This is a genomic window from Corynebacterium provencense (assembly GCA_900049755.1).
GTDB lineage: Bacteria > Actinomycetota > Actinomycetes > Mycobacteriales > Mycobacteriaceae > Corynebacterium > Corynebacterium neomassiliense.
In genome coordinates, this window is the sequence record LT160593.1 from 1,157,172 (window position 1) to 1,181,149 (window position 23,978).

Annotated in this window: 19 protein-coding genes and 1 pseudogene; 16 read left to right on the plus strand and 4 right to left on the minus strand. The window is 65.9% G+C overall.

What is annotated here, in order from left to right; all coding sequences use genetic code 11:
* Positions 1-106: 106 nt before the first annotated feature.
* The 10 genes from ruvC (at position 107) to BN3906_RS11715 (ending at position 10,691) form a co-directional block, all read left to right on the plus strand.
* On the plus strand, positions 107-685 hold the full coding sequence (gene ruvC, locus BN3906_RS11670) for a crossover junction endodeoxyribonuclease RuvC (RefSeq protein WP_066589927.1): 579 nt from the start codon (positions 107-109) through the stop codon (positions 683-685).
* A complete protein-coding gene (gene ruvA / locus BN3906_RS11675; protein ID WP_066588597.1) occupies positions 682-1,302 on the plus strand; it encodes a Holliday junction branch migration protein RuvA in 621 nt (206 codons plus the stop codon). The genes ruvC and ruvA overlap by 4 nt, the downstream gene beginning before the upstream one ends.
* Positions 1,303-1,317: 15 nt before the next feature.
* The gene (ruvB, locus tag BN3906_RS11680; protein WP_066588599.1) at positions 1,318-2,391 is read left to right on the plus strand and encodes a Holliday junction branch migration DNA helicase RuvB; all 1,074 of its coding nucleotides are present in this window, start codon (positions 1,318-1,320) and stop codon (positions 2,389-2,391) included.
* A gap of 97 nt (positions 2,392-2,488) precedes the next feature.
* The gene (yajC, locus tag BN3906_RS11685; protein WP_147592957.1) at positions 2,489-3,001 is read left to right on the plus strand and encodes a preprotein translocase subunit YajC; all 513 of its coding nucleotides are present in this window, start codon (positions 2,489-2,491) and stop codon (positions 2,999-3,001) included.
* 135 nt (positions 3,002-3,136) lie between these two features.
* Positions 3,137-5,044, plus strand: coding sequence for a protein translocase subunit SecD (gene secD, locus BN3906_RS11690; protein ID WP_066588601.1), 1,908 nt, complete (start codon positions 3,137-3,139; stop codon positions 5,042-5,044).
* Positions 5,045-5,046: 2 nt separating this feature from the next.
* Positions 5,047-6,141 carry a protein translocase subunit SecF gene (gene secF / locus BN3906_RS11695; protein WP_261797006.1) on the plus strand — a complete coding sequence of 365 codons (1,095 nt, stop codon included), beginning with the start codon at positions 5,047-5,049 and terminating at the stop codon, positions 6,139-6,141.
* Positions 6,111-7,196 (plus strand): ABC transporter substrate-binding protein, encoded by a 1,086-nt coding sequence (locus tag BN3906_RS11700; RefSeq protein ID WP_066588604.1) that lies wholly within the window; start codon positions 6,111-6,113, stop codon positions 7,194-7,196. The genes secF and BN3906_RS11700 overlap by 31 nt, the downstream gene beginning before the upstream one ends.
* A 27-nt stretch (positions 7,197-7,223) precedes the next feature.
* Positions 7,224-7,727 carry a periplasmic substrate-binding domain-containing protein gene (locus BN3906_RS15230; RefSeq protein WP_066588608.1) on the plus strand — a complete coding sequence of 168 codons (504 nt, stop codon included), beginning with the start codon at positions 7,224-7,226 and terminating at the stop codon, positions 7,725-7,727.
* Positions 7,724-8,281, plus strand: a complete 558-nt coding sequence (locus BN3906_RS11710; RefSeq protein ID WP_066588611.1) for an adenine phosphoribosyltransferase — start codon at positions 7,724-7,726, stop codon at positions 8,279-8,281. Before BN3906_RS15230 ends, BN3906_RS11710 begins: the two co-directional genes overlap by 4 nt.
* Positions 8,282-8,414: 133 nt before the next feature.
* The gene (locus BN3906_RS11715) at positions 8,415-10,691 is read left to right on the plus strand and encodes a RelA/SpoT family protein (protein ID WP_066588614.1); all 2,277 of its coding nucleotides are present in this window, start codon (positions 8,415-8,417) and stop codon (positions 10,689-10,691) included.
* A 7-nt stretch (positions 10,692-10,698) separates the two neighbouring features.
* On the opposite strand, the pseudogene BN3906_RS14250 reads toward BN3906_RS11715, so the two are convergent.
* A pseudogene (locus BN3906_RS14250) lies at positions 10,699-10,905 on the minus strand (helix-turn-helix domain-containing protein); the annotation flags it as partial.
* Positions 10,906-11,215: 310 nt separating this feature from the next.
* Between BN3906_RS14250 and BN3906_RS14605 the strand changes: the two are divergent.
* Complete coding sequence (locus tag BN3906_RS14605) at positions 11,216-11,548, plus strand: hypothetical protein (RefSeq protein WP_147592959.1); 333 nt, start codon at positions 11,216-11,218, stop codon at positions 11,546-11,548.
* Positions 11,549-12,620: 1,072 nt separating this feature from the next.
* Here BN3906_RS14605 and BN3906_RS11720 read toward each other — a convergent pair.
* Positions 12,621-13,457 carry a peptidylprolyl isomerase gene (locus tag BN3906_RS11720; protein ID WP_066588617.1) on the minus strand — a complete coding sequence of 279 codons (837 nt, stop codon included), beginning with the start codon at positions 13,455-13,457 and terminating at the stop codon, positions 12,621-12,623.
* 152 nt (positions 13,458-13,609) lie between these two features.
* Between BN3906_RS11720 and BN3906_RS11725 the strand changes: the two genes are divergently transcribed.
* The 5 genes from BN3906_RS11725 (at position 13,610) to BN3906_RS11745 (ending at position 21,364) form a co-directional block, all read left to right on the plus strand.
* Entirely contained in the window at positions 13,610-14,317 is a 708-nt protein-coding gene (locus BN3906_RS11725; protein ID WP_066588621.1) for an MBL fold metallo-hydrolase, read from the plus strand.
* Positions 14,318-14,397: 80 nt separating this feature from the next.
* Complete coding sequence (gene hisS, locus BN3906_RS11730; RefSeq protein WP_066588624.1) at positions 14,398-15,696, plus strand: histidine--tRNA ligase; 1,299 nt, start codon at positions 14,398-14,400, stop codon at positions 15,694-15,696.
* Positions 15,697-16,106: 410 nt separating this feature from the next.
* Positions 16,107-18,287, plus strand: coding sequence for a choline BCCT transporter BetT (gene betT, locus BN3906_RS11735; RefSeq protein WP_390620352.1), 2,181 nt, complete (start codon positions 16,107-16,109; stop codon positions 18,285-18,287).
* Complete coding sequence (locus BN3906_RS11740) at positions 18,284-19,780, plus strand: aldehyde dehydrogenase family protein (protein WP_066588628.1); 1,497 nt, start codon at positions 18,284-18,286, stop codon at positions 19,778-19,780. Before betT ends, BN3906_RS11740 begins: the two co-directional genes overlap by 4 nt.
* Positions 19,781-19,807: 27 nt before the next feature.
* Positions 19,808-21,364: a GMC family oxidoreductase gene (locus BN3906_RS11745; RefSeq protein WP_066588635.1), complete on the plus strand. Its 1,557-nt coding sequence runs from the start codon at positions 19,808-19,810 to the stop codon at positions 21,362-21,364.
* Positions 21,365-21,418: 54 nt separating this feature from the next.
* Here BN3906_RS11745 and ypfJ read toward each other — a convergent pair whose 3' ends face one another.
* Together ypfJ and thrC are read right to left on the minus strand one after the other, a co-directional pair.
* On the minus strand, positions 21,419-22,378 hold the full coding sequence (ypfJ, locus tag BN3906_RS11750; RefSeq protein ID WP_066588643.1) for a KPN_02809 family neutral zinc metallopeptidase: 960 nt from the start codon (positions 22,376-22,378) through the stop codon (positions 21,419-21,421).
* A gap of 110 nt (positions 22,379-22,488) precedes the next feature.
* Positions 22,489-23,943, minus strand: coding sequence for a threonine synthase (gene thrC / locus BN3906_RS11755; RefSeq protein ID WP_066588648.1), 1,455 nt, complete (start codon positions 23,941-23,943; stop codon positions 22,489-22,491).
* Positions 23,944-23,978: the final 35 nt, after the last annotated feature.

The window sequence follows — 23,978 nt, forward strand, 5'->3', positions numbered from 1 at the left end:
ACCCTGAGGAGTCCACCGGCCCTGTAAGTGACGTTCACCTCACGGGGATATCGCACACCTGTGCTATGATCGCCGGCGGTGGTGCAACGGTACGGAAGTGGAGATCATGGTGGCTGAACTGCAGGGACTGCGGGTGATGGGCATAGACCCGGGCCTTACCCGCTGCGGGCTGTCGGTGGTTCAGGGCGGTCACGGCCGGTCGGTGCTGCCGGTGGCGGTCGGTGTGGTCCGTACCCCGCATGATGCTCCGTTGTCGGTCCGGTTGCTCAGGTTGTCCTCCGCCGTCGAGGAGTGGATGGACGACTACCGCCCGGATGTCGTGGCGATTGAGCGGGTCTTCGAACGTGGCAACGTCTCCACCGTGATGAACACCGCCCACGCTGTCGGTGTCCTCATGCTCGCGGCTGCCCGACGTGGCCTGGAGGTGCACCAGTACACTCCCAGCGAGGCGAAGAAGGCCCTGACCGGGAACGGTCGCGCAGACAAGCGCCAGATCACCAGCATGGTCACGCGGATCCTGGGGCTCGCTGAACCTCCGAAGCCTGCGGACGCCGCCGATGCCCTCGCCCTCGCGGTCTGCCACTGCTGGCGTGCCCCGTTCATCGCGCGCACCGCAGAACTTGGACAGGCTTCCCGGGTGTGCGGCGGGACAACACCTGAAAAGACGAGGAGTGGACGTCGTTGATCGCATCCCTGCACGGAACGGTGCTCGACAAGGGAACGGACCACGTGGTCATTGAATGCGCGGGGGTCGGCTACCTGTGCCAGGCAACGGCACGGACCCTGGCGGGTCTTCCCAGAGGGGAGACGGTCAGGGTACTGACCTCCATGGTGGTCAGGGAGGATTCCCAGACCCTGTACGCCTTTCCGGACGCTGCGAGCAGGGAACTGTTCACCCTGGTGCAGAGTGTGTCCGGCGTCGGTGCGAGGATGGCGATGGCCCTGCTGTCCGTGCTCACCCCGGTGGAGATCGCTGCAGCCGTCGCGGAGGGTGACGTGAAGACCCTCCAGCGGGCTCCGGGGGTGGGCAAACGTCTCGCCGAACGCATGGCGGTGGACCTGAAGGGCAAACTGGACGCCTATGCCGGACCTGCGGTACCCCGCAGGGAGACCCCGGCTGTCGCGGAGGGGATCGACCCGGTGGTCCGGGACCGGGTTGTCGAGGCACTGTCGGGGCTCGGTTTCCCGGAGGAGCGGTCATCGGAGGTGGTCGCTGCCATGGCAGACGAGGATCCGGGGGCGGCGTCCGACGCCTCGGCCCTTCTGCGGGGCGCACTGGCCCGGCTCGGGCGAGAACAGTAGCGGAAGGAGACGGGCATGGGAGACATCGAGAGGACCGAGTTCGATCTCGGAGGGATGTCAGCTGGTGGCGTCCCCCCGTCGGGTGCGGGGCCGAACGCTGACCTGTCGGCTGCGCAGCTGCCGGATGACGGGGACGCCGAACTGTCGTTGCGTCCCCGGTCGCTCGGGGAGTTCATCGGTCAACCCAAGGTCCGCAGTCAGCTTGACCTGGTGCTCGGCGGTGCCCGTTCCCGTGGAGTCGTCCCTGACCATGTCCTGTTGGCGGGACCGCCGGGTCTGGGCAAGACCACCATGGCGATGATCATCGCCCAGGAGCTCGGTACCGCGTTGCGGATGACCTCCGGCCCTGCCCTGGAGCGCGCGGGGGACCTGGCCGCGATGCTGTCGAACCTCATGGAGGGCGATGTCCTGTTCATCGACGAGATCCACCGGATGGCACGTCCGGCCGAAGAAATGCTCTACATGGCGATGGAGGATTTCCGGATCGACGTGATCGTCGGCAAGGGTCCGGGGGCGACGTCCATCCCCATCGAGCTTCCCCCGTTCACCCTCGTCGGCGCGACGACCAGGGCGGGAATGCTCACCGGGCCGCTGCGGGACAGGTTCGGTTTCACCGCGCAGATGGAGTTCTACGGGACCGCCGACCTGACCAGGGTCGTCACCCGTGCCGCCCGTATCCTCGACGTCGATATCACCGCGGACGCCGCGGCCGAGATCGCCTCACGGTCCCGGGGAACGCCTCGCATCGCCAACAGGCTGCTGCGACGGGTCCGGGACTACGCCGACGTGCGTTCTGACGGCAGGATCACGGTGGAAGTCGCCAGGGCTGCCCTGGTGGTCTTCGACGTCGACGAGCTGGGTCTGGACCGGCTGGACCGGGCGGTGCTCGATTCCCTGGTGCGTGTCCACGGTGGAGGACCTGTCGGGGTGAACACCCTGGCCGTGGCGGTGGGGGAGGAACCGTCCACCGTCGAGGAGGTGTGCGAGCCCTACCTTGTGCGTGCCGGCATGGTCGCCAGGACCGCCCGTGGACGGATCGCCACTCCAGCGGCGTGGCGTCATCTCGGGCTGGAACCGCCGACCCCGTAGTCGTCCGGCGGGAAAACCTGCCCCGGCCGCGTCGCGTCAGTGAACGGCGTGAACCCTGTCTGCGGGCCTCCGGCGGGTCTGTGGCAGACTGGCCCGCATGGAATTCATTCTTCTCATACTCGTCGTCCTCGTCTTCCTGGGCCTGCCGCTGCTGCAGATGAGGAAGCAGTCCCGGCAGATCGGGGAGATACGGTCCTTCCAGTCCAGTCTGACCCCCGGCATGGTCGTCCAGCTGACCTCCGGGCTTCACGGACGGATTGTCTCGGTCGGTGAGACCACCGTGGACATCGAGGTCTCACCCGGGATCGTCACCACCTGGGAGAGGGCCGCAGTCCTCAAGCTCGTCGACGCCGTGGACCCCGGAACAGCTGAAGCCGACCACCTCACCGGCGCCGCCGACTTCGACGGTGGAGTGGGCCGGGTCCCCGACGACCTGTCCTCACTCGACACCGGCACCGCCACAGGAGCCGCAGGTTCCGGCACCGGCGACCGTGGTGACTCCGCCGACAGTGACCGGGGCACGGGCAACACAGACGGGACTGACGGCTCGCACGGGGGCGGGACGGGCGGCAACCACGGCGACGACGAGGACAACGACAACCGGCGTTGACCCCGCCACCGGGGGACCGGCTGTGGTCTCCTGCCAGGATGAGGGTCTAAACTCTCCGGGGTTGCCCGTACTTCACCACCGGTGGCGTGCGCGGCCTCGTGTCCGCAGTCCTCTCGAACCCCAGGAGAAACAAGCGTGAGCTCAACGGGTGCAGCAGCCGCCAGGGCGAGGAAGTGGCCCGTCAAGGCACTGTTCTTCTTCCTCGCCCTCGTGGTCGTCATCTACAGTCTGGTCTTCTTCACCGGAGACAGGAAAGCCGAACCGAAACTCGGCATCGACCTGCAGGGCGGCACCCGAGTCACGCTGGTGCCCCAGGGTGGCAACCCCTCCGACTCCCAGCTGGAGCAGGCCCGTCGGATCCTGGAGAACCGTGTCAACGGCATGGGGGTCTCCGGGGCCCAGGTCGTCACCGACGGCGACACCCTGGTCATCACTGTCCCGGGGGAGGACTCCTCCCAGGCACGCTCCCTCGGCCAGACCTCCCAGCTGCTGTTCCGCCCGGTGGGTACCGGAAGCAACCCCGACGACAAGCTTTTCGGAACCCTCACCGACATGGCGAACCGCTGGGTGGAGAACGGTATCCTCACCGTTGACGAGGCGAACACCCACCTGTCGGACGCGACAACGAATCTCAAGGGCGCGCAGGGGATCACCGTCCCGGACAAGGCACCCACCGTCACCGTGAAGGCACCCGAGCCTCCGGCGAACTCCATCGAGGAGACCGACCGTCGCAACGAGATGGTCGAGGTGCTGAAGACCGACCGGCAGTCCACCGACCCGAACACCCAGAACTCCGCTGCCCTCCTGCTGGCCTGTGACGCCCCCGACGATCCTCTGGCCGGCGCCGACGACCCCGCGAAGCCGCTGGTGACGTGCAGCGACGACGGAAGCCCGATGCTGCTCGACCCGGCTCCGCTGCTCCAAGGTGAGACCGACGGCCCAGATGCCCGTCGCCTGACCGGTGACATGATCGACCCGAACTCCAACATCTTCGGCGGGCTGGACAGCCAGACCAACCAGATGGTCGTGACCTTCGGGTTCAAGCAGGGGGCCTCCACCCCCGGCAGTGAGACCTGGGCGGACCTGACGACCCAGTACATGGGCAGCCAGATCGCGATCACCCTGGACAGCCGGGTGATCTCCGCTCCGACGATCCAGAGCCCCACCCCGGTCGGTCAGGGGACCCAGATCACCGGTGACTTCACCGAGCAGGAAGCCAGAGACCTCGCCAACAACCTGAAGTACGGTGCACTCCCGTTGAGCTTCACCGGTGAGAACGGGGAGAAGGGCGGCACCGCCGAGACCATCTCCGCGACGATGGGCTCGGCGTCCCTGAAGGCCGGTCTCATCGCCGGTGCCATCGGCCTGGCCATCGTGGCGGTCTACGCCCTGGCCTACTACCGGGGTCTCGGCATCATCGCCCTGCTGTCCCTGGTGACCTCGGGCATCCTGATCTACGGCGGTCTGGTGCTGCTGGGTCGTTGGATCAACTACAGTCTCGATCTCGCCGGTGTCGCCGGTCTGATCATCGGTATCGGTACAACGGCGGACTCTTTCGTCGTCTACTTCGAGAGGATCAAGGACGAGATCCACAGGGGTTCGACCTTCCGTTCCGCTGCGCCGCGAGCGTGGAAGCGGGCACGTGCGACGATCATCACCGGTAACGTGGTGTCCCTCGTGGCGTCCCTGGTGCTCTACTTCGTCGCTGTCGGCAACGTCAAGGGCTTCGCCTTCACTCTCGGACTGACCACGGTGTTCGACGTGGTCATCGCCTTCCTCGTCACTGCTCCGCTGGTGATCCTGGTCTCCCGCAGGGAGGCTTTCGCCAGCCCCCGCCTCAACGGACTGCATTCCGCGTTCCGTGCCGCGGAGAGGCGCAGGGCCCGTGAGAGTGCAGCTGCCACGGTCTCGTCTGACGGGCAGAAGGACACGCCCGTCACCGACGGGCAGAAGGACACGCCCGTCACCGACGGGCAGAACGACACGGGGGGCGCCGACACCCCTGCCACGGACAAGGACGCCACCACCGGAGAGGAGAAGTGACCATGGCCAAGACCACATCAACCCTCAGGCCGGCCGGCTTCATGGAGCGGATGTACAACGGTGAGGGCGGATTCGACATCGTCGGCACCCGTCGCCGGTGGTACTGGATGTACGCGCTGCTGTGCGTGGCGTGCGTCGCCGTCATCGCCGTGAAGGGCTTCACCCTCGGCATCGACTTCGAGGGAGGCACGAAGATGTCGATGCCTCCGTCGAACGGTGCGACAGAAAGCTCCGTCTCCGAGACCTTCGAGGAAGCCACGGGGGTGGAACCCCAGTCCACCCAGATCGTCGGCTCGGGGGACTCCAGGATCATCGAGGTCACCGCAGAACGTCTCACCGACGATCAGATCCGGGACGCCCGGGTCGCGCTCTACGACCGTTTCACACCGGTGGACAACAGCGGCACCCCCAGTCCGGACGCGATCAGTGACTCCACCGTCTCGGAATCGTGGGGCCAGTCGATCACCCAGCGCATGCTGTTGGGCATGGTGGTCTTCCTCGCGGTCGTCTTCGTCTACATCACCATCCGTCTGGAGAGGGACATGGCGATCTCCGCGATCGTCAGCCTCGTGCTCGACGGTGTCGTGGTGGCCGGTGTGTACTCCCTGGTCGGTTTCGAGGTGTCCCCGGCGACTGTCATCGGCCTGCTGACGATCCTGGCGTACTCCCTGTATGACACGGTCATCGTCTTCGACAAGGTCCACGAGAACACCCAGGATGTACTGAGTTCCACCAGATCCACCTACGGGGAGCAGGTCAACCTGGCGGTGAACCAGACGATCATGCGTTCGTTGAACACTTCCCTGTTCTCGGTCATACCCATCGCAGCGCTGCTGGTCGTCGCGGTGTGGCTCATGGGTGTGGGAACCCTCAAGGATCTCGCCCTGGTGCAGTTGGCCGGTGTGGTCGCAGGTACGGTCAGCTCCATCTACTTCTCCGCACCCCTGCTTGTGACACTGAAGGCCCGTCAGCGCCGCTACCGGGACCATGACGCCCGCGTGGCCCGTGCCCGGGAACTCGCTGCAGTCGGCGGGCCCGCCCCGGTGCCTGCCGGGGAGCCGCGGCCGTGGCCGTGGCGGTGGCGGCAGCGGCCGTGACAGTCTCGTGCGGCACGGACGGCGAGGACGGGGCCACAACGGAGGAGGACTTCACCTATGTCCTCGACAGCACACCTGTGACCACTAACGCGGCGTCCTCCACCGGTGTGGTGACGGACGCGGCGAAACTGTCCGCCAGGCTGTACCCCGGGGCTTTCATCCCGGGGCCAGGAAACAGGCTCCTGCCGAACACGGACCTGGTCACCGCGACCCCGGAGGACGGCAACCCGGACGCCGTGGACTACGTCATCGCCGACACCGCCACCTACTCCGACGGTGCGCCTGTGGTCTGTGACGATTTCCTCCTGTCCTGGGTCGCCGCGCACCGGACCGATCTCTTCGCCTCCGACCCCGGCCTGATGACCCGTGTCCGCGACGTCAGCTGCGTGGCGGGGGAGAAGAAGTTCCGGGTCGACTTCGATGCGGGCGCCGGACAACGGTACCGCGAGCTCTTCGGGCCCGGGGAGGTTCTTCCCTCGCACACGGTGGCCTCGGCGGCAGGGGTGCCGGATGTCGTCGACGCAGTGAACACCGGGGACCCCGACGCGCTGGCCGCCCTGGGACGGTCCTGGACGTCGACTTTCGACCTGGCGACGACTGACCCCGCCACCGTGCCGACCTACGGTCCGTTCCGGATAGAGGCCCGGGAAGGCGACGGGGCGCTGCTGCTCAGTGCCAACCCTGAATGGTCGGGAGACCGTCCGGGCATCGACCGCATCGTCGTCACCGGTGGTGGTGACCTGGCACGCGCGGTCAACGGAACCGCGGACGTGGTGGACGCCGCAGTCCGCCCGGGCCAGCCCACCGACGCCGATCTGGCGGCGGCCGGGTTCACCGTGGACCGGACGACAGGCAGCAGGATCGACGGCCTGACCCTGGCCACAGACGGTGTTTTCGCCACCGCCGACAACCGCCGGGCCTTCACCCGGTGCATCGACCGGGACGCCGTCGTCGCGGCGGTCGCCACGTCCACGGGTGCCAGTGGGCGGGGGGTCCACACCCACCCCCCGCCTGGTCCGCGGACTGGCCTCCTCCTGTCTCTTAGCCCCATCTAGAGGTGTAAAAGAGACAGGGCCGAGGCATTGACCCCGTCCGCCACCGCAGACAGCAGCTACGATCCCGCCGCGACGAGGGCGGTCCTCGGCGGGGTAAGTGTCCGTGTCGGTTTCCCCGCGGACCGGCCCCGCTACGCCGCGGAGGTGGAGGCGGTGACGACGTCGTGTGCTGCGGCAGGGGTGACGGTGGAGGCCGTCCAGCTTCCCGCGGCGGCCTTCGACCTTCCCGGTGTGCTGGGGCGTGACGTCGACGCCGTCCTGGACACGAGGACAGCCTACGGGCGTAACCCGTCGGTGACGGCGTCCCCGGTCTCGACGGTCTCCCAGATCAGGGAGGCCGAGCAGGCTCTGGCACAGGAGGCCGTGACAGTGCCCCTGTCGGTTGAGCCGCGGCTGACGGCCGTGGCAGGTACGGTGACTGACGTCAGTGATTCGGGAACGGACACGGGGCTGAGCTGGAACATGGACCGGTGGATCTCCACCGACCATCCGGTCACCGACAGTGCCGCTGAAGGCGAGGAGGACGCGTGACCGCTGCAGAGATCCCGGCAGGGGCTGACGCCCGGTGGGCGCTGAAGACCCTGACCCGTTTCGTGCCCGACTACCCGGCACCGGGGATCGTCTTCCAGGACCTCACCCCGGTTCTCGCGGACGCCCACGGTTTCCGACTCATCGTCAATGACCTGGCGGACGCGTGCGGTCCGTGCCGTCCGGATCTCGTCGGCGGCCTCGATGCGCGTGGTTTCCTGTTGGGTTCTGCTGTGGCGGTGGAGCTGGGGGTGGGCATCCTGGCTGTCCGTAAGGCGGGCAAGCTTCCGCCGCCGGTGCTGCACGAGGAGTACGCCCTGGAGTACGGTTCGGCGGCGTTGGAGATCCCCGCGGAAGGTCTAGACCTGCAGGGGAAGAGGGTTCTGCTGGTCGATGACGTTCTGGCGACCGGAGGTACGTTGGCGGCGTCCCGGCGGCTGATTGAACGGGCCGGCGGTGTGGTGTGCGGGGTGGCTGTCGCTCTGGAGGTCACCGAACTGGACGGGCGCAGCAGGTTCTCCGATCTGCCGTTGTACGTGGTCTCTGCGGGTCGATAGGTGCCCTTGTTGCCGGTCAGTGCCGCTGTGCCGTTACTCTTACAGCACACGCATGTACCTGCGTGACCAGATCCCCGGCACGCAGGTTGGACGACCGGTGCGGGGTGACACCCCGGGAGAGTTACGGTGAGGCATGAGTAACGAGAAGAACTCGCTGTGGATGGCGGCGCGGATCGCGCGCAGTCTCACCGGCAGGAGCCGGATCAATCCGGTGCTGGGTCCTCTCATCGCGGTGCACCGCCGCTACCATCCGAAGGCGGACATCGAGCTGCTCGACCGGGCGTACACGACCGCGGAGAAACTGCACGAGGGTGTGCTGCGGAAGTCCGGGGAGCCGTACATCACCCATCCTCTGGCGGTGGCGAACATTGCCGCGGAGATCGGCATGGACACCACGACCCTGGTTGCCGCGCTGCTGCACGACACGGTGGAGGACACGGACTACTCCCTGGAGGACCTGACCCGCGATTTCGGTCCCGAGGTCGCCCAGCTTGTCGACGGGGTGACGAAGCTGGACAAGGTGGCCCTGGGGTCGGCCGCCGAGGCCGAGACGATCCGCAAGATGATCGTGGCGATGGCCAATGACCCGCGGGTGCTGGTGATCAAGGTCGCCGACCGGCTGCACAACATGCGGACGATGCGTTTCCTGCCGCCGGAGAAGCAGGCGAAGAAGGCGAGGCAGACCCTGGAGGTCATCGCCCCGCTGGCGCACCGGCTGGGTATGGCGACGATCAAGTGGGAGCTGGAGGACCTGTCCTTCGCGATCCTGTACCCGAAGAAGTACGAGGAGATCGTCAGGCTTGTCGCCGACCGGGCCCCGAAGCGGGACCAGTACCTGGCGAAGGTGATCGACGAGATCCAGGCGACGATGAAGGAGGCGCACATTGTCGCCGATGTGGTGGGCCGGCCGAAGCACTACTGGTCGATCTACCAGAAGATGATCGTCCGGGGCCGCGACTTCGACGAGATCTTCGATCTGGTGGGGATCCGTATCCTGGTCGACGATGTCCGGGACTGCTACGCGGCCGTCGGTGCGGTGCACTCTCTGTACCAGCCGATGCCGGGAAGGTTCAAGGACTACATCTCCCAGCCGCGTTTCGGGGTGTACCGGTCACTGCACACCACGGTGCTGGGACCGGACGCGAAGGCCCTGGAGGTGCAGATCCGCACCCACGAGATGCACTACCAGGCGGAGTACGGCATTGCCGCCCACTGGCGGTACAAGGAGACTAAGGGGTCCCACAAGGGGGACAATGCGGAGGTCGACCAGATGGCGTGGATGCGCCAGCTGCTGGACTGGCAGAAGGAGGCCGCCGACCCGAACGAGTTCCTGGATTCGTTGCGTTACGACCTGTCGACGAACCAGATCTTCGCTTTCACGCCGAAGGGGGACGCCATCACCCTGCCGGCGGGGTCCACCCCGATCGACTTCGCCTACGCGGTGCACACGGAGGTGGGGCACCGGTGCATCGGGGCGAAGGTCAACGGCAAACTGGTGGCCCTGGAGACTGAGCTCCACACCGGTGACAAGGTCGAGGTGTTCACCTCGAAGGACGCCCATGCGGGCCCGTCGAAGGACTGGGAGAAGATCGTGGTCTCCCCGCGGGCGCGCAACAAGATCCGGGCGTGGTTCAACAAGGAGCGTCGGGAGGAGTCCCTGGAGAAGGGGAGGGACGCCCTGGCGCATGAGGCGCAGCGCACGGGTATCCCCCTGCAGCGCCTGGTCACTGCTGAGGCCTTGAAGACGGTGGCGACGTCCCTGCACCGTGACAGTGTGGACGACCTTTACACTGCCGTGGGCTCGGGTGGTGAAACGGCGGGGCATGTGATCAATCTCCTGAAGGAGATCTACCAGGGTGACGCCGGTGAGGATGTCGACGACATCCCGGAGACGAGGACGGGGAGGCAGCGTCAGTCGACACCGCAGCAGGCGGTGAAGGCGGGGCGTGGTGACGGCTCGGGGATCCTGGTGCAGGGTAACGCCGATTTCTCGGCGAAGCTGGCGAAGTGCTGTACCCCTGTGCCAGGTGACGAGATCTTCGGTTTCATCACCAAGGGCGGTGGGGTGTCCGTGCACCGGACGGACTGCACCAATGCCGCGAAGCTCCATGCCGAACCTGAGCGGTTGATCGAGGTGGAGTGGGCCTCGAACGTGAGCAATGCCGTGTTCATGGTGACCCTGCAGATCGAGGGCCTGGACCGGACGGGGCTGCTTTCTGAGGTGACCCGGGTGGTCAGTGAGCAGAAAGTTCCGATCATGGCGACGAGCACCCATGTCTCCGAGGACCGGGTGGCGGTGTGCCGGTTCACCTTCGAGGTCTCCGACATCAAGCAGCTGGGGTACCTGATGAACCAGCTGCGCAATGTTGAGGGAGTGTTCGACGTGTACCGGGTGACCGCCGGGGGGTAGGGCGGGGTCAGTGCAGCCACCGGCGCTGCCGGATGTACCCGCTCGGGGTGATCCCGAGGACCTCTCTGAAGGTCTTCGTGAGCCCGGAGGCGTGGGAGTATCCGACCTTTCTGGCGGCGGTGCCGACATTCTCACCACGGTCGAGCAGTTTCCGGGCGGCGTTCACGCGGAGGCTGGCCCGCCACCGTGGGAAATGATCCCCGGTGACGGTGGTGAAGGTTGATCTGGCAGTTTAGTAACTGCGGCAGTGACCGGTTCCGCACGGCGGCCCTTGGGGCACTCCTCGTCATCAGAATACGAGAATTGATTGACTATTCCCAGGTGGCTGGCACCGCTACCTCGCCACGAAGACGAAACTCATCCTTGCACAGTCAGTTCAGTGTCGGTTACGGAAGTACTGCAAGACCTCCATTCTCCGGAACCTGGCTGGTCTGTAGAGGGCCGGCCACCAAAATGTCGGTAACCAACTTACCACTGTCCTATGAAACTTGTCCGTAAGAAGGAAGAATACAGATAGAGGTATAATGAAGATAGTCGATGTCACGGAGAGAATCACTTCTGACCCGTTCAACTCGTCCGCAAAAGATCTTGTCTTTTACGTATGCTTCTGGTTAAAGATAGAAGAATTTGACGAGCTCTACTACCGGTTTTCATATTTCGTCACTGATGTCCCTGATGCGGGTGAAGTGATCGAATGGGAAAAGCGGAGCAGTCGAGGGAACAGCTACTCGGTCTCGGTGGTGCTGGGAAATGTTGAAGATTTTCCCGCACCTCCTACCGAGTGGGTGGTCATTAGTGGAGAGTATCCTGAAGTGGAAGAAGTCAACCACGGTCCTTTCCGTGGATCGTTCCTGTGACTGAGTTTCTTCCCTGTTGAATTCCGTCAACCCTCACCGCTTACTCGAACTGAGGGCCGGCACTCTCAATGTCCGCACAACTTTCTACATCACGGGTATCGGCTCAACGTTCGACAGTGGAGGCTCATCGTAATCGGAATTGCGATTTTGACCTTCGGGCGGAGACTACGAGGAATCGGGTGGGTAAGTCATGGACAGGTCCGGACCTGTTCAAGATGTGAGTTACCGTACCGTCATCTGATTGAACCAGGACCCTGCTTTGCACGCTGCCAGCCACGTCGTCTACACCGTTCCGTCGTATTTGTCCGTTCGGGCGCTCGGTGTCAATGAGCATGTCTGGAAGAACACCCGCCGCCCTGATTGTCCGCTCGGGTTGAGCTCACTTCAATGACTGACGGGTCAGGTTCGGCCCGACCGATCGACATGCGCCCTCCATCTCAGCACAGACGTCCTGAAGACCTGACTGGGCGAGCGTTACCCACAAGTTACGGGACGCCGTCGAAGTCATGGCAGCGGGCCCTCACCGTCTTGTGTCACCGTCTTGTGCCACCGCCGTGGACCACGGCCTACCAACGGGCGCGGAAAGCAATGGACGAAAGCCGTGGACCGTGATCAATGCCGCCTACCTGGGAAGCAGAGAAGTCCACCGGCCGTCGGGGGACGGAAGGATGCCCCGATGTACAGACCCCGACGGGAGCAGCCGCCCAGGACAGATTCATTCTCCAGACGGCAGGATCAGTGCCGGGACCTGCTGTGGGACAGCGACGACGACAAGCTGATTCACCCGGGACAGCTGAAGACAGAGTCGACACCCGGTGAGTACAGGGGGATGGCGATGAACTGCACTGCCGGAAAGGCAGTCGCGTCAACTGGCTGCCCCAACTTCAAGAGAACCGATACCTGTACCGGGTGGAGTGCCTTCTCCGCAGTTCGGAAAGATCACATACCCGACACATAGACGAGAACTTGAAGTCCACAGAGGAGCTGACACGGGCAGGAAAGAACCGCACAGGAGTTGAAAGGCGGCCCCCGGTGGTCCCTGCGCAGTCCCGCCGCAGCGTGTGGCCACGCGTCAGGAGTTGACGGTCGCGGAGGTGATCCGGACTTCCTGCGCAGGCTTGCCGTCGCCGCCGTTGTCGGCGTTGGCGTCCTTGTTCTCGTCGATGACCTTGTCGAGGGTCGTCAGGCCGTCCTCGGTGACGGTGCCGAAGATCGTGTAGTCGTTGGTCAGCTGGGACTGGTCGTCGACCAGGAAGAACTGGGAACCGTTGGTGTTCTTGCCGGAGTTCGCCATGGCCAGCACCCCACGCTTGTACAGGCCCTGGTCCTCGACCTTCTCTCCGTTGTCACCCCACACCGGGTACTCGTCGGGGAAGGAGAATCCCGGTCCTCCTGAACCCGAACCGGTCGGGTCACCGCACTGCAGGATCTTCATCCCCTCAGAGACGACCACACGGTGGCAGATCGTGTCATCGTAGAACTTCTCCTCCACAAGGTGCTGGATCGCATTCGCGGCACACGGCGCCTGGGCGTGGTCGAGGGTGATGCCGATGTTCCCCTGGTTCGTCGCCAGGGTCACCGCCGTGGTGCCCTCGGTGGACATTCCGTCGGTGGAGGGCAGGGAGACCTGCTTCGCGGCGTCCCCCGTGTCGGTGTACGTGCACGCCTGGGGGCCCTCAGCCTGCGTCGTCGTGGCGGCAGCGTCGGTGGCGTCGGTGGCGTCGGCGACTGTGTCGGAGGAGTCGTCGCGGGTGACGGCGAACCAGATACCACCGACGAGGACGACGAGGACCACGACTGTGGCGGCGACGACCCCGAGCGGACGCATCTTCTCCCGGCGTGACCGGGACTTCAGCTCCTTGGCGAGTTTCTTCAGTGCCGCATCGCGGCGTGCGGAGTTGTCAGACAACGCTCGGGGCCTCTCTGATCGGGGAACAACGGTAAACTGCTACGGGTGTAGCTGCAACAGACGACCATTGTTCCATCCCCACCTGTGACAGGCCACAACCGGCTCGGTGACACCGCCCCCCGGTACCGGGGCCCGGCGGTAGCCTCGGAACCATGAACCCGCACACCGGCCCCCGCCCCGGCGCTCAGACCGGCCCGCACACCATCCCCGTCGTCGAGGTCCTGCCCACCGGACCGCTCGACATGAACTGTCTGGTCGTCCACGACGGCACACGCGCAACCGTCGTCGACCCCGGAATGGGGGCGGCGGACCGGATCCGTCGGCTGATTTCCGACCGGGGACTCACCGTCGAACAGGTCCTGCTCACCCACGGCCACATCGACCATGTCCGTGACCTCCCCGAGATCCAGGAGGAATACGGCGTCCCCGCCTACATGCACCCGGACGACCGGCCCTGGCTCCTGCGCGAGACCCTCGACTCCCTCGGCGAGCTCGGCCAGATGCACGCCACCGACCGTATGCCCACGCCCCGGGTTCCCGCACCGGTCAACGACGGGGACACCCTCAGCGTCGCCGGCGTGGACTTCACCGCCCACCTCATGCCCGGGCACTCGCCGGGGTCCGTGATGTACCGCGGGACACTCGGCGGCACAACCGTCATCCTCGGCGGTGACGTCCTGTTCCGCGGGGGAGTGGGCCGCACCGACCTGCCCCTGTCCGACCCGCACGCGATGATGGACAGTCTGCGACGGATTCCGGAGATCTTCGACGACGCGGACATCGTCTACCCCGGCCACGGACCGGCCACCACGGTCGGCCGGGAGAAGAAGGACAACGGATTCCTGCGGTCCGTGGTGTGATACGTCAGTCACGGTCACGGCCACAGCCCGGGGCACGCGGTCACCGGGACGGTCCCGTCGACCCGCTATAGTTGACCGGCGTGACTGACACTGCGAAGAGTGCGAGAATCCAGCCGTTTTCCGCCCCCAAGGGCGTACCCGACTACGTGCCCCCGGCGTCGGCGGACTTCCACGCCGTACGCAGCACCTTCGAGACCGTGATCCACAACTCCGGGTACGGGCACATCGAACTGCCCGTCTTCGAGGAGACCGGCCTGTTCGCCCGCGGAGTCGGCGAATCCACCGACGTCGTCTCCAAGGAGATGTACACCTTCAACGACCGTGGCGGACGCTCCGTCACCCTGCGCCCCGAAGGCACCGCCGGGGTGATGCGCGCCGTGATCGAGCACAATCTCGACCGCGGTCAGCTGCCGGTGAAACTGACCTACTCCGGACCGTTCTTCCGCTACGAGCGTCCCCAGGCCGGGCGCTACCGTCAGCTCCAGCAGGTCGGCGTGGAAGCCATCGGTATCGACGACCCCGCTCTCGACGCCGAAGTGGTGTGCCTGGCGGACCGCTGCTACCGGGCTCTCGGGCTGACCGGGTACCGACTGGAGCTGACCAGTCTGGGGGACTCCACCTGCCGGCCCGAGTACCGCCGCAAACTCCAGGACTTCCTCTTCGCCCTCCCGCTCGACGAGGAGACCCGCCGGCGTGCCGAGATCAACCCCCTTCGCGTCCTCGACGACAAGCGCCCCGAGATCCGGAAGATGCTCGACGATGCTCCGCTGATGCCCGACCACCTGTCCCCGGAAGCCCGGGAGCACTTCGAGACCGTCACCGGCCTGCTCGACGACATGGGCGTGGAGTACACACTCAACCCCCGCCTGGTCCGCGGACTGGACTACTACACGAAGACCTGCTTCGAGTTCGTCCACGACGGACTCGGCGCCCAGTCCGGAATCGGCGGCGGCGGGCGTTACGACGGTCTCATGGCGCAGCTCGGCGGACAGGACCTCTCCGGTATCGGCTTCGGCCTCGGGGTCGACCGCACGCTGCTCGCACTCGAGGCCGAGGGTGTGTCGGCGACGGAAGGACGCCGCGTCGACATCTACGGTGTGCCCATGGGCCACGAGGCGAAACGCAGACTCGCTGTGGTCATCGACCGACTGCGGCGCGCCGGGGTCAGCGCCGACATGGCCTACGGTGACCGTGGCCTCAAGGGTGCGATGAAGGGGGCCGACCGCGCCGGTGCCCGCTACGCCCTGGTGATGGGGGAGCAGGAGCTCGCCGACGGCACAGTCGTGCTGCGGGACCTGACCACCCGCGACCAGCACGAAGTCTCCCTCGAGGACGTGGTGCTCACCGTCCGCAGCGCCCTCGGCGTCGTCCCCCGCTGATCCCGCACCCGACTCTGCACCCGACTCTGCACCGACTCTGCGCCGACCCCGCAGCGCCCCGGCCGGGCGTCCTACGAAATCTCTGCACGGTCCGTGCACCATCTCTGCCCTGTCACATCCTGAGCTCCGCCCGGTTCCTTCCCTGCACCACTGTTTCCCCAGCGTAAGGTGCACAACAGTGGCTCCCGCGCATCACCGGCACGTCATCTCCGGGCCACCCGGACCCCGCAGAACTCCGGTTTTCCCACACAGCGGGACGCCTGAGGTTCAGCTACGGTTGGCCGCGTACCGGTTCAACTGACACACAGCTGAAAGAGGGAACGCCTGTGAGCGGATCACAGAATAGTGCGCAGCAGTCAGCAGGGACCGGAGAGACCGACACTCCGCCGGAGAAACCCGCCCATTCCGCGGTGAACTGGCCGGTGTTCGGCACGGCCTCCGGCCTGATCGTGGCTTTTGTGCTGTGGGCATGGCTCGCCCCTGACGCCGCAGATGCGGTCATCAACAACGTCAAGAACTGGATCTCGGTCAACCTCGGCTGGTTCTACGTTCTCACCGCCGGCGCGGTGGTCGTCTTCGTCCTCATCATCGCCTTCAGACGCACCGGGAACACCAAGATCGGCCCGGACCATTCCCAGCCGAAGTTCGGCCTGTTCACCTGGGGTGCGATGCTCTTCGCGGCAGGAATAGGCGTGGACCTGATGTTCTTCGGCATCTCCGGTCCCGCGACCAACTACCTCACCCCGCCTGAAGGCGCGGAAATGTCCGACGAAGCTGCCCGGATGGCGCCCCTGTGGACCATGTTCCACTACGGAATACCGGGATGGGCCATGTATGCACTGATGGGGCTCGCTTTCGGACTGTTCGCCTACCGCTACCACATGCCGCTGAGCATCCGCTCAGCCCTCGCCCCCATTTTCGGACGCCGCATCCACGGCGGCACCGGTCACGCCGTGGAGATCGCGGCCTCCATCGGCACCGCATTCGGGATCTCGGTGTCACTGGGGATCGGGGTCGTGTTCATCAACTACGGGCTCTCCGAACTCTTCGGCATCCCCACCAGCACAGGCGTGCAGATCGGCCTCATCTGTCTGTCAGTGTTCATCACCATCCTGTCCACCGTCTCCGGGGTGGACAAAGGCATCAGGCGCCTGTCCGAACTCAACGTCTGGCTCGCCGTCGTACTCATGGTCTGGATCATCGTGATGGGCAGGACCAGTGAACTGCTCAACGCGCTGGTGCAGAACATCGGCGACTTCGTCGCTCGGTTCCCTTCGATGCTGATGAACACCTTCGCCTACACCGACGGGTCACCGGACTACCCGGCCCAGGACTGGATGTCGGACTGGACCCTGTTCTTCTGGGCCTGGTGGATCGCCTGGGCACCGTTCGTGGGCCTCTTCCTCGCCAGGATCTCCCGCGGTCGCACAGTGCGCCAGTTCGTCCTCGGCGTCCTCGTCATCCCCTTCGCCTTCATCGCGATGTGGATCTCCGTCTTCGGCAACGCCGCCCTCGGGTTCTTCCGGGACGGCGACGAAGAATTCCTCCACACCGCCGTCGACACCCCGGAGTCCGGCTTCTTCCTGCTGCTCCAGCAGTACCCGGGTGCCACCTTCTCCGTGTCCCTCGCCGTCATCACCGGCCTGCTGTTCTACGTCACCTCCGCCGACTCCGGCTCACTGGTGATGGCGAACATGACCTCGAAGGCCTCCGTCGACGACTCCGACGGACCACCCTGGCTGCGTATCGTGTGGGCGGTGATCACCGGCGCTTTGACCCTGGTGATGCTGCTCATCGGTGGGGTGTACACCCTCCAGTCCGCCACTGTGCTCATCGGACTTCCCTTCGCCTTCATCATGTACCTGCTGATGATCAGCGTCTGGCGGGTCCTGGCCGCAGAGGGGCACTCACTGGACTCCCGGGAAGTCTCCAGGATGAGGGCACTCATCGACCGCACCGGCGGAACCGGACCGGCCAGACTCGCCTGGCGCAGGCGTCTGAGACGCAGGATGAGTTTCCCCTCCGCCGCGGAGACGGAGAAGTACGTCGAAACTGTCGCAGCACCGGCGATCGAGGAGGTCGCCGAGGAACTCAAGGGCATGGGCCTGGACGTCTCCTGCCACCGGGGCACCCACCCGGACTACCCGATCAGCTACGTGGACCTGGTCGTCAACTTCCCCGGGCAGAACGAGTTCAAGTACGAGGCGTATCCGGTGGCCTGCCAGGTCCCCAACTTCGCCGTGAACCTCAATGTGGACCACGACGTCTACTTCACCCTCGAGATCTTCTCGGCGACCGGGTCCCGTGGCCACGACATCCTCGGCTACACGAAAGAGCAGGTCATCACCGACGTACTGGACGCCTACGACGCCCACCTCGAATTTATGTCACTGTCGGGGGACCGGGGCACCCCCACCGGGGAGACCCAGGCACCTGTCCCCGAATTCTGGGCCGACGACAACTACGACGGCTCCGAGAGCAGCCCCGTCAGCACCGCAACCGGCACAGCTGGAGAAACCGGCACGACCGGCACGACCGACACCGCCGTCAGGACCGGCACGACCGACACAGAAGGAGATAAGAAGGAATGAACGCAACCGACGATTCCACCGCACCGAAGACGCTCTACATCGACGGCCGGTGGGTCGCAGCCTCCGACGGCGGCACCAGGACCGTGATCTGCCCGGCCGACGGCACCACCGTGGGAACAGTCTCCGAAGCGACATCCGCGGACACGGAGAAGGCCGTGGCCGCCGCACGCCGTGCCTTCGACGCCGGAGAATGGTCCTCCACCCCGGCAGCCGAACGCGGTGACCTGCTGCTTGCCGTCGCCGACGCCGTCACCGCCCGCAAAGACGAGTTCGCCCGCGCCGAAGCCCTCGACACCGGCAAGAGACTCGTCGAAGCCGAAGGGGACATGGACGACATCATCAGCTGCTTCCGCTACTTCGGGAAGATCGCCGACCAGCACCCCGGACGCCTCGTCGACGCCGGAAGTCCCGCGGTGATCTCCCGGGTCGTCTACGAACCCGTCGGCGTGTGCGGTCTGATCACCCCCTGGAACTTCCCGCTGCTGCAGGCCAGCTGGAAAATCGCCCCCGCCCTCGCCGCCGGAGACACCTTCATCCTCAAACCCGCCGAGCTCACCCCCCACACCGCCGTCCTCATCATGGACGTCCTCGACAAACTCGGACTGCCCGCCGGTGTGGGAAATCTGGTTCTCGGAGCGGGCGCGCAGGCCGGGGCACCCCTGTCCACCCACCCGGACGTCGATCTCGTCTCCTTCACCGGCGGCCTCGTCACCGGCCGGAAGATCGCCGAATCCGCGGCGCCCACCGTCAAGAAGGTCGCACTGGAGCTCGGGGGCAAGAACCCCAACGTCGTCTTCGCCGACGCCGACTTCGACGCCGCGGTCGACAACGCCCTCAACGCCGGTTTCCTCGACTCCGGCCTGGTGTGCTCGGCAGGAACCCGCTTGATCGTGCAGGACACCGTTAGAGACCGTTTCGTCGACGAACTGGTGCGCCGCGCCGAAGGCATCGTCCTCGGCGGCCCCTTCGACGAGGACGCCCAGGCCGGACCCCTGATCTCCCGCGCCCACCTGGAGAAGGTCAGTGACTACGTCAGGCGTGGGATCGAGGCCGGGGCCACCCTGCGCTGCGGTGGTGAAGGGGGAGGACCCGGCCTGGAGAACGGTTTCTTCTACCGGCCGACAGTGCTCGACAACTGCACCGCCGACAACCCGGCCGTCATCGAGGAGGGCTTCGGCCCCGTCATCACCGTGGAGACCTTCTCCACCGAGGCCGAGGCTGTGGCGATCGCCAACGACACCGACTACGGACTCGCCGGGGCGGTGTGGACCTCCGACAGGGGAGTGGCCAACCGTGTCTCCCGGGCGCTGCGCCACGGGACCATCTGGATCAACGACTACCACCCCTACCTTCCGCAGGCCGAGTGGGGTGGATTCAAGGCGTCCGGCATCGGCCGGGAACTCGGCCCCACCGGGCTCGAGGAGTACCGGGAGGCCAAGCACATCTACGAGAACACCGAACCCGCCGTGACCGGCTGGTTCCCCACGAAGTAACAGGTGAGACGAGAACAGGGAGCACACATGCGTGAGAAGTACGACTACATCGTTGTCGGAGCCGGATCCTCCGGTGCCGTTGTCGCGGCCCGGCTCAGCGAGGACCCCTCCGTCACAGTGGGACTCGTCGAAGCCGGACCCACCGATGTGGACAAACCGGAGATCCTCAACCTCCACGAGTGGCCCGCACTGCTCGAATCCGGCTACGACTGGGACTACCCGATCGAACCGCAGGAGAACGGAAACTCCTTCATGCGGCACGCCAGAGCGAAGGTCCTCGGCGGCTGTTCCTCCCACAACTCCTGCATCGCCTTCCACACCCCCGCCCAGGACCTGGACCACTGGGTGAGCCTCGGTGCAGCCGGCTGGGACTCCGCCACGATCCTGCCGCTGCTCCGACGGCTGGAGGACAACGACCGGCCGGGAGACCACCACGGCCACGGCGGGCCCGTGCACCTGCGCTCGGTCCACCCCAAGGACCCGGTCGGAGTGGCACTGCTGGAAGCCTGCGAGGAGGAGGGGCTGCCGGTCACCCCGTTCAACGAGGGAGAGACCGTCAGTCACGGTGCCGACTGGTTCCAGATCAACGCCGGAGACGACAACATCAGGGCGTCCTCCTCGGTCGCCTACCTGCACCCGGTGATGGACCGGGAGAACCTCGACATCCTCACCGACCGGCGGGTCTCGCGGATCCTGTTCGACGGTGACCGGGCCGTGGGAATCGAATACCTCGACAACCCCTTCGGGCGTCTGAAGACTCTCCACGCCGAGCGCGAGGTGATCGTCTCCGCAGGGGCGATCGACAGCCCCAAACTGCTCATGCTCTCCGGCATCGGCCCCGCCGACCACCTCAGGGAGTTCGGCATCGACGTCCTCGTCGACGCACCAGGGGTCGGATCGAACCTGCAGGACCATCCGGAGGCGGTGATCTCGTGGGAGTCGACGGTCCCGATGCTGCGGGACGCCAGCCAGTGGTGGGAGATCGGTATCTTCGACGAGGTCGACGAGGGCGGCGCCGACGGGCTGGGACTGCCGGACCTGATGATGCACTACGGGTCCATGCCCTTCGACATGCACACCCGTCGTCAGGGATACCCCACCGCCGACGAGGCCTTCTGCCTCACCCCGAACATCACCCACTCCCGCGCACGCGGCACCGTCAGGCTGCGTTCCGCCGACTACCGGGACAAGCCGAAGGTCGACCCACGCTACTTCACCGACGAGGAAGGCTACGACATGCGCATCGCCGTGGCCGGGATCAGGCTGGCCCGCCGCATCGTCGCCCGCCCGGCGATGGCCCCCTACGCCGGGCGCGAACTCTTCCCCGGCCCTGACGTCCAGTCCGACGAGGATATCGCCGACTACATTTCACGCACCCACAACACCGTGTACCACCCTGCCGGCACTGTCCGGATGGGTGACCCCGGTGACACGATGTCACCCCTTGACCCGCAGCTGAGGGTCAAGGGGGTGCAGGGGCTCCGTGTCGTGGACGCCTCGGTCATGCCGCAGCTCACCGCGGTGAACCCCAACATCACGTGCATGCTCATCGGGGAACGTGCAGCAGACCTGATCCGGGCCTGATCCGGGGACGACCGGGGGACAGGATACCCCGGGTCCGGGGAGGACCGGGGCGTCCTACCTGGTGAAGTCCTGGTGGCAGGAGTCCACGGTCCCGCCCTGGTAACCCTGCAGGAACCACTGCTGGCGCTGCTCAGACGAACCGTGGGTCCAGTTGTCAGGGTTGACCGCGGAGCCTGAGGAGCGTTGGATCGCATCGTCACCGATGGCCTGCGCGGAGATGATGGCCTGCGAGACCTGCTCATCGGTGAGCGGATCGAGCATCGCGTTCTCACCGGAGTCCGCGTGACTGGCCCAGACCCCCGCATAGCAGTCCGCCTGCAGTTCGATCTTCACGGCATTCGAATCCTCACCGGCGTTGTCGTAGTCGGACAGACCGATGGTCCCCTGGAGATTCTGGATGTGGTGCCCGAACTCGTGCGCCACCACATACATCTGGGCGAAAGGTCCGTCGGAGCCGCCCATCTGCTTGAGCTGGGCGAAGAAGTCGTCACCGATGTACACCGTGCGGTCACCGGGACAGTAGAACGGGCCGGTCCGGGCCGTGGACGCCGTACCGCATCCGGTGTTCACCGTCCCGTCGCCGATCTTCACCGCAGGTTCCGTGTAGGTGATCCCCGTCTGGGCCGGCAGGATCTGCGACCACACAGCGTCGAGGGACACTGCGGTGCCCTCGATACGGCAGTCGTCGTAGGCGTTGGCGTCCTGCCAGGTACGGCAGTGCTCCAGGGAACTGCCCGACGCCGCGGTACCCGACCCTCCGGACCCGCCCGGGGTGCCGGTGGAACCACCGTCGGAGAACAGGCCCGTGCCCCCTCCCGCAAAGAACGCGACCGCCGCGACAACGATGATGCCCGGGAGTCCGAACTTCGAGCCGACGATCCCCATGATCAGTCCCAGCAGTCCGTTGCCCCCGCCGCGGTTGCCGCCCTCGAAACCGAATCCGCCGCCACCACCGGCGCCGCCGCCCGAGGACGCCCGGTCACCCAGTCCGTTGAGATTGGAGTTGAAGGTCATGGGGGAAGTGTAGCGGGCAGGGCAGGAGTGTTGTCATGTCCGGCCGACGCCGTGGTCGCCCCGGAACCCAGGGCCGACCACACGCGCAGCCGGGCCACACTCGCAGCTGGTCACACACGCACCTCTGCGACAGAGGTCCGGATGAAGTCCTTGACCACGTCCACGTCATTGGACAGGGCCGTGACATGCCTGGGTGCGGACAGGATGTCCCGGAAACGTGCGGGAGTCATCGAATCCGGCTCACTGCCCAGTGCCTCTCGGATCGTGTCCGCGAACTTCACCGGCAGGGCCGTCTCCAGGCAGACCACCGGGGCCGCGTCCGGATGGGAGGAGAGGAAGTCCCTGGCCACCTTCACCCCGTCGGCCGTGTGCGGGTCGACGAGCACGCCCGCCTGCTCCCAGCACGACCGGATGGTCGCCAACCTGTCGGCGTGAGTCGACGACCCCGAAGCGAAACCGAAGGTCTTGTCCACCTCCGGGAAGGCAGGGTCGCCGGCCAGGGAGAAACCGCCGGAGGGAACCCCGGTGCCGAAAAGCTCGGCCGTGCGTGCGGCGTCCCGTCCCAGAAGGTCGAAGATGAACCGCTCGAAGTTCGACGCCTTCGAGATATCCATCGACGGGCTCGAGGTGGCCAGGGTCTCCGCCGAGGTGCGGACCCGGTAGTCGCCGGTGCGGAAGAACTCGTCGAGGACGTCGTTCTCGTTCGTCGCGACAATGAGCCGGTCGATCGGTACCCCCATCTGGCGGGCGATGTGACCGGCGCAGATGTCCCCGAAGTTTCCCGTGGGCACGCAGAAGGACACCTTCTCGCCGGGGCCGGACGTGGCCCGCAGCCAGCTGGAGACGTAGTAGACCACCTGGGCCATCAACCGGGCCCAGTTGATCGAGTTCACCGCCCCGATGTGGTACTCGGCCTTGAACGCGGCATCCGAGGACACGGCCTTGACCACGTCCTGACAGTCGTCGAAGACCCCGTCCAGGGCGATGTTGAAGATGTTCGGGTCATCCAGGCCGAACATCTGCGCCTGCTGGAACGGTGTCATCCGGCCTGCCGGGGTGAGCATGAACACCCTCACGCCCGGCCTGCCCCGCATGGCGTACTCGGCGGAGGAACCTGTGTCCCCGCTGGTGGCACCAAGGATGTTGATCGTCTGCCCGCGCTCGGCGAGGACATACTCGAAAAGCTCCCCGAGAAGCTGCATGGCCATGTCCTTGAACGCCGCCGTGGGCCCCTCGGACAGGTGCGCGATCTTCACTCCCGGCTCCAGATCGGTCACCGGCACGATCTGCTCAGAGGCGAACTTCGGGGTGGAGTAGGCCCGGGCGGTCATGGCCCGGATCTCCCCGACAGGGATGTCGTCGACAAACAGGGCCACAACCTCGGCTGCCAGGGCCGCGTAGCCCTGCGACGCCAGGAGACCCCGCCAGGTCTCCAACGTCGAGGAACTGACACGCGGATACTCCTGCGGCAGGTACAGGCCGCCGTCCGGTGCCAGGCCGCCGAGAAGGATGTCGGAGAAGGACACCGGGGTGGCCCGGGCGTCTCGCGTGGAGATGTATTTCATGGTCCCAGCCTACCGAGTGCCCGGACGTGACCGCC

Coding starts and splice junctions, on each gene's coding strand:
- yajC (WP_147592957.1), top strand. CDS start 2,489: ATGGAATTCATTCTTCTCATACTCGTCGTCCTCGTCTTCCTGGGCCTG.
- ruvC (WP_066589927.1), top strand. CDS start 107: ATGGTGGCTGAACTGCAGGGACTGCGGGTGATGGGCATAGACCCGGGC.
- BN3906_RS14605 (WP_147592959.1), top strand. CDS start 11,216: ATGAAGATAGTCGATGTCACGGAGAGAATCACTTCTGACCCGTTCAAC.
- BN3906_RS11715 (WP_066588614.1), top strand. CDS start 8,415: ATGAGTAACGAGAAGAACTCGCTGTGGATGGCGGCGCGGATCGCGCGC.
- BN3906_RS11745 (WP_066588635.1), top strand. CDS start 19,808: ATGCGTGAGAAGTACGACTACATCGTTGTCGGAGCCGGATCCTCCGGT.
- thrC (WP_066588648.1), bottom strand. CDS start 23,943: ATGAAATACATCTCCACGCGAGACGCCCGGGCCACCCCGGTGTCCTTC.
- ypfJ (WP_066588643.1), bottom strand. CDS start 22,378: ATGACCTTCAACTCCAATCTCAACGGACTGGGTGACCGGGCGTCCTCG.
- BN3906_RS11725 (WP_066588621.1), top strand. CDS start 13,610: ATGAACCCGCACACCGGCCCCCGCCCCGGCGCTCAGACCGGCCCGCAC.
- BN3906_RS11740 (WP_066588628.1), top strand. CDS start 18,284: ATGAACGCAACCGACGATTCCACCGCACCGAAGACGCTCTACATCGAC.
- ruvB (WP_066588599.1), top strand. CDS start 1,318: ATGGGAGACATCGAGAGGACCGAGTTCGATCTCGGAGGGATGTCAGCT.
- secF (WP_261797006.1), top strand. CDS start 5,047: ATGGCCAAGACCACATCAACCCTCAGGCCGGCCGGCTTCATGGAGCGG.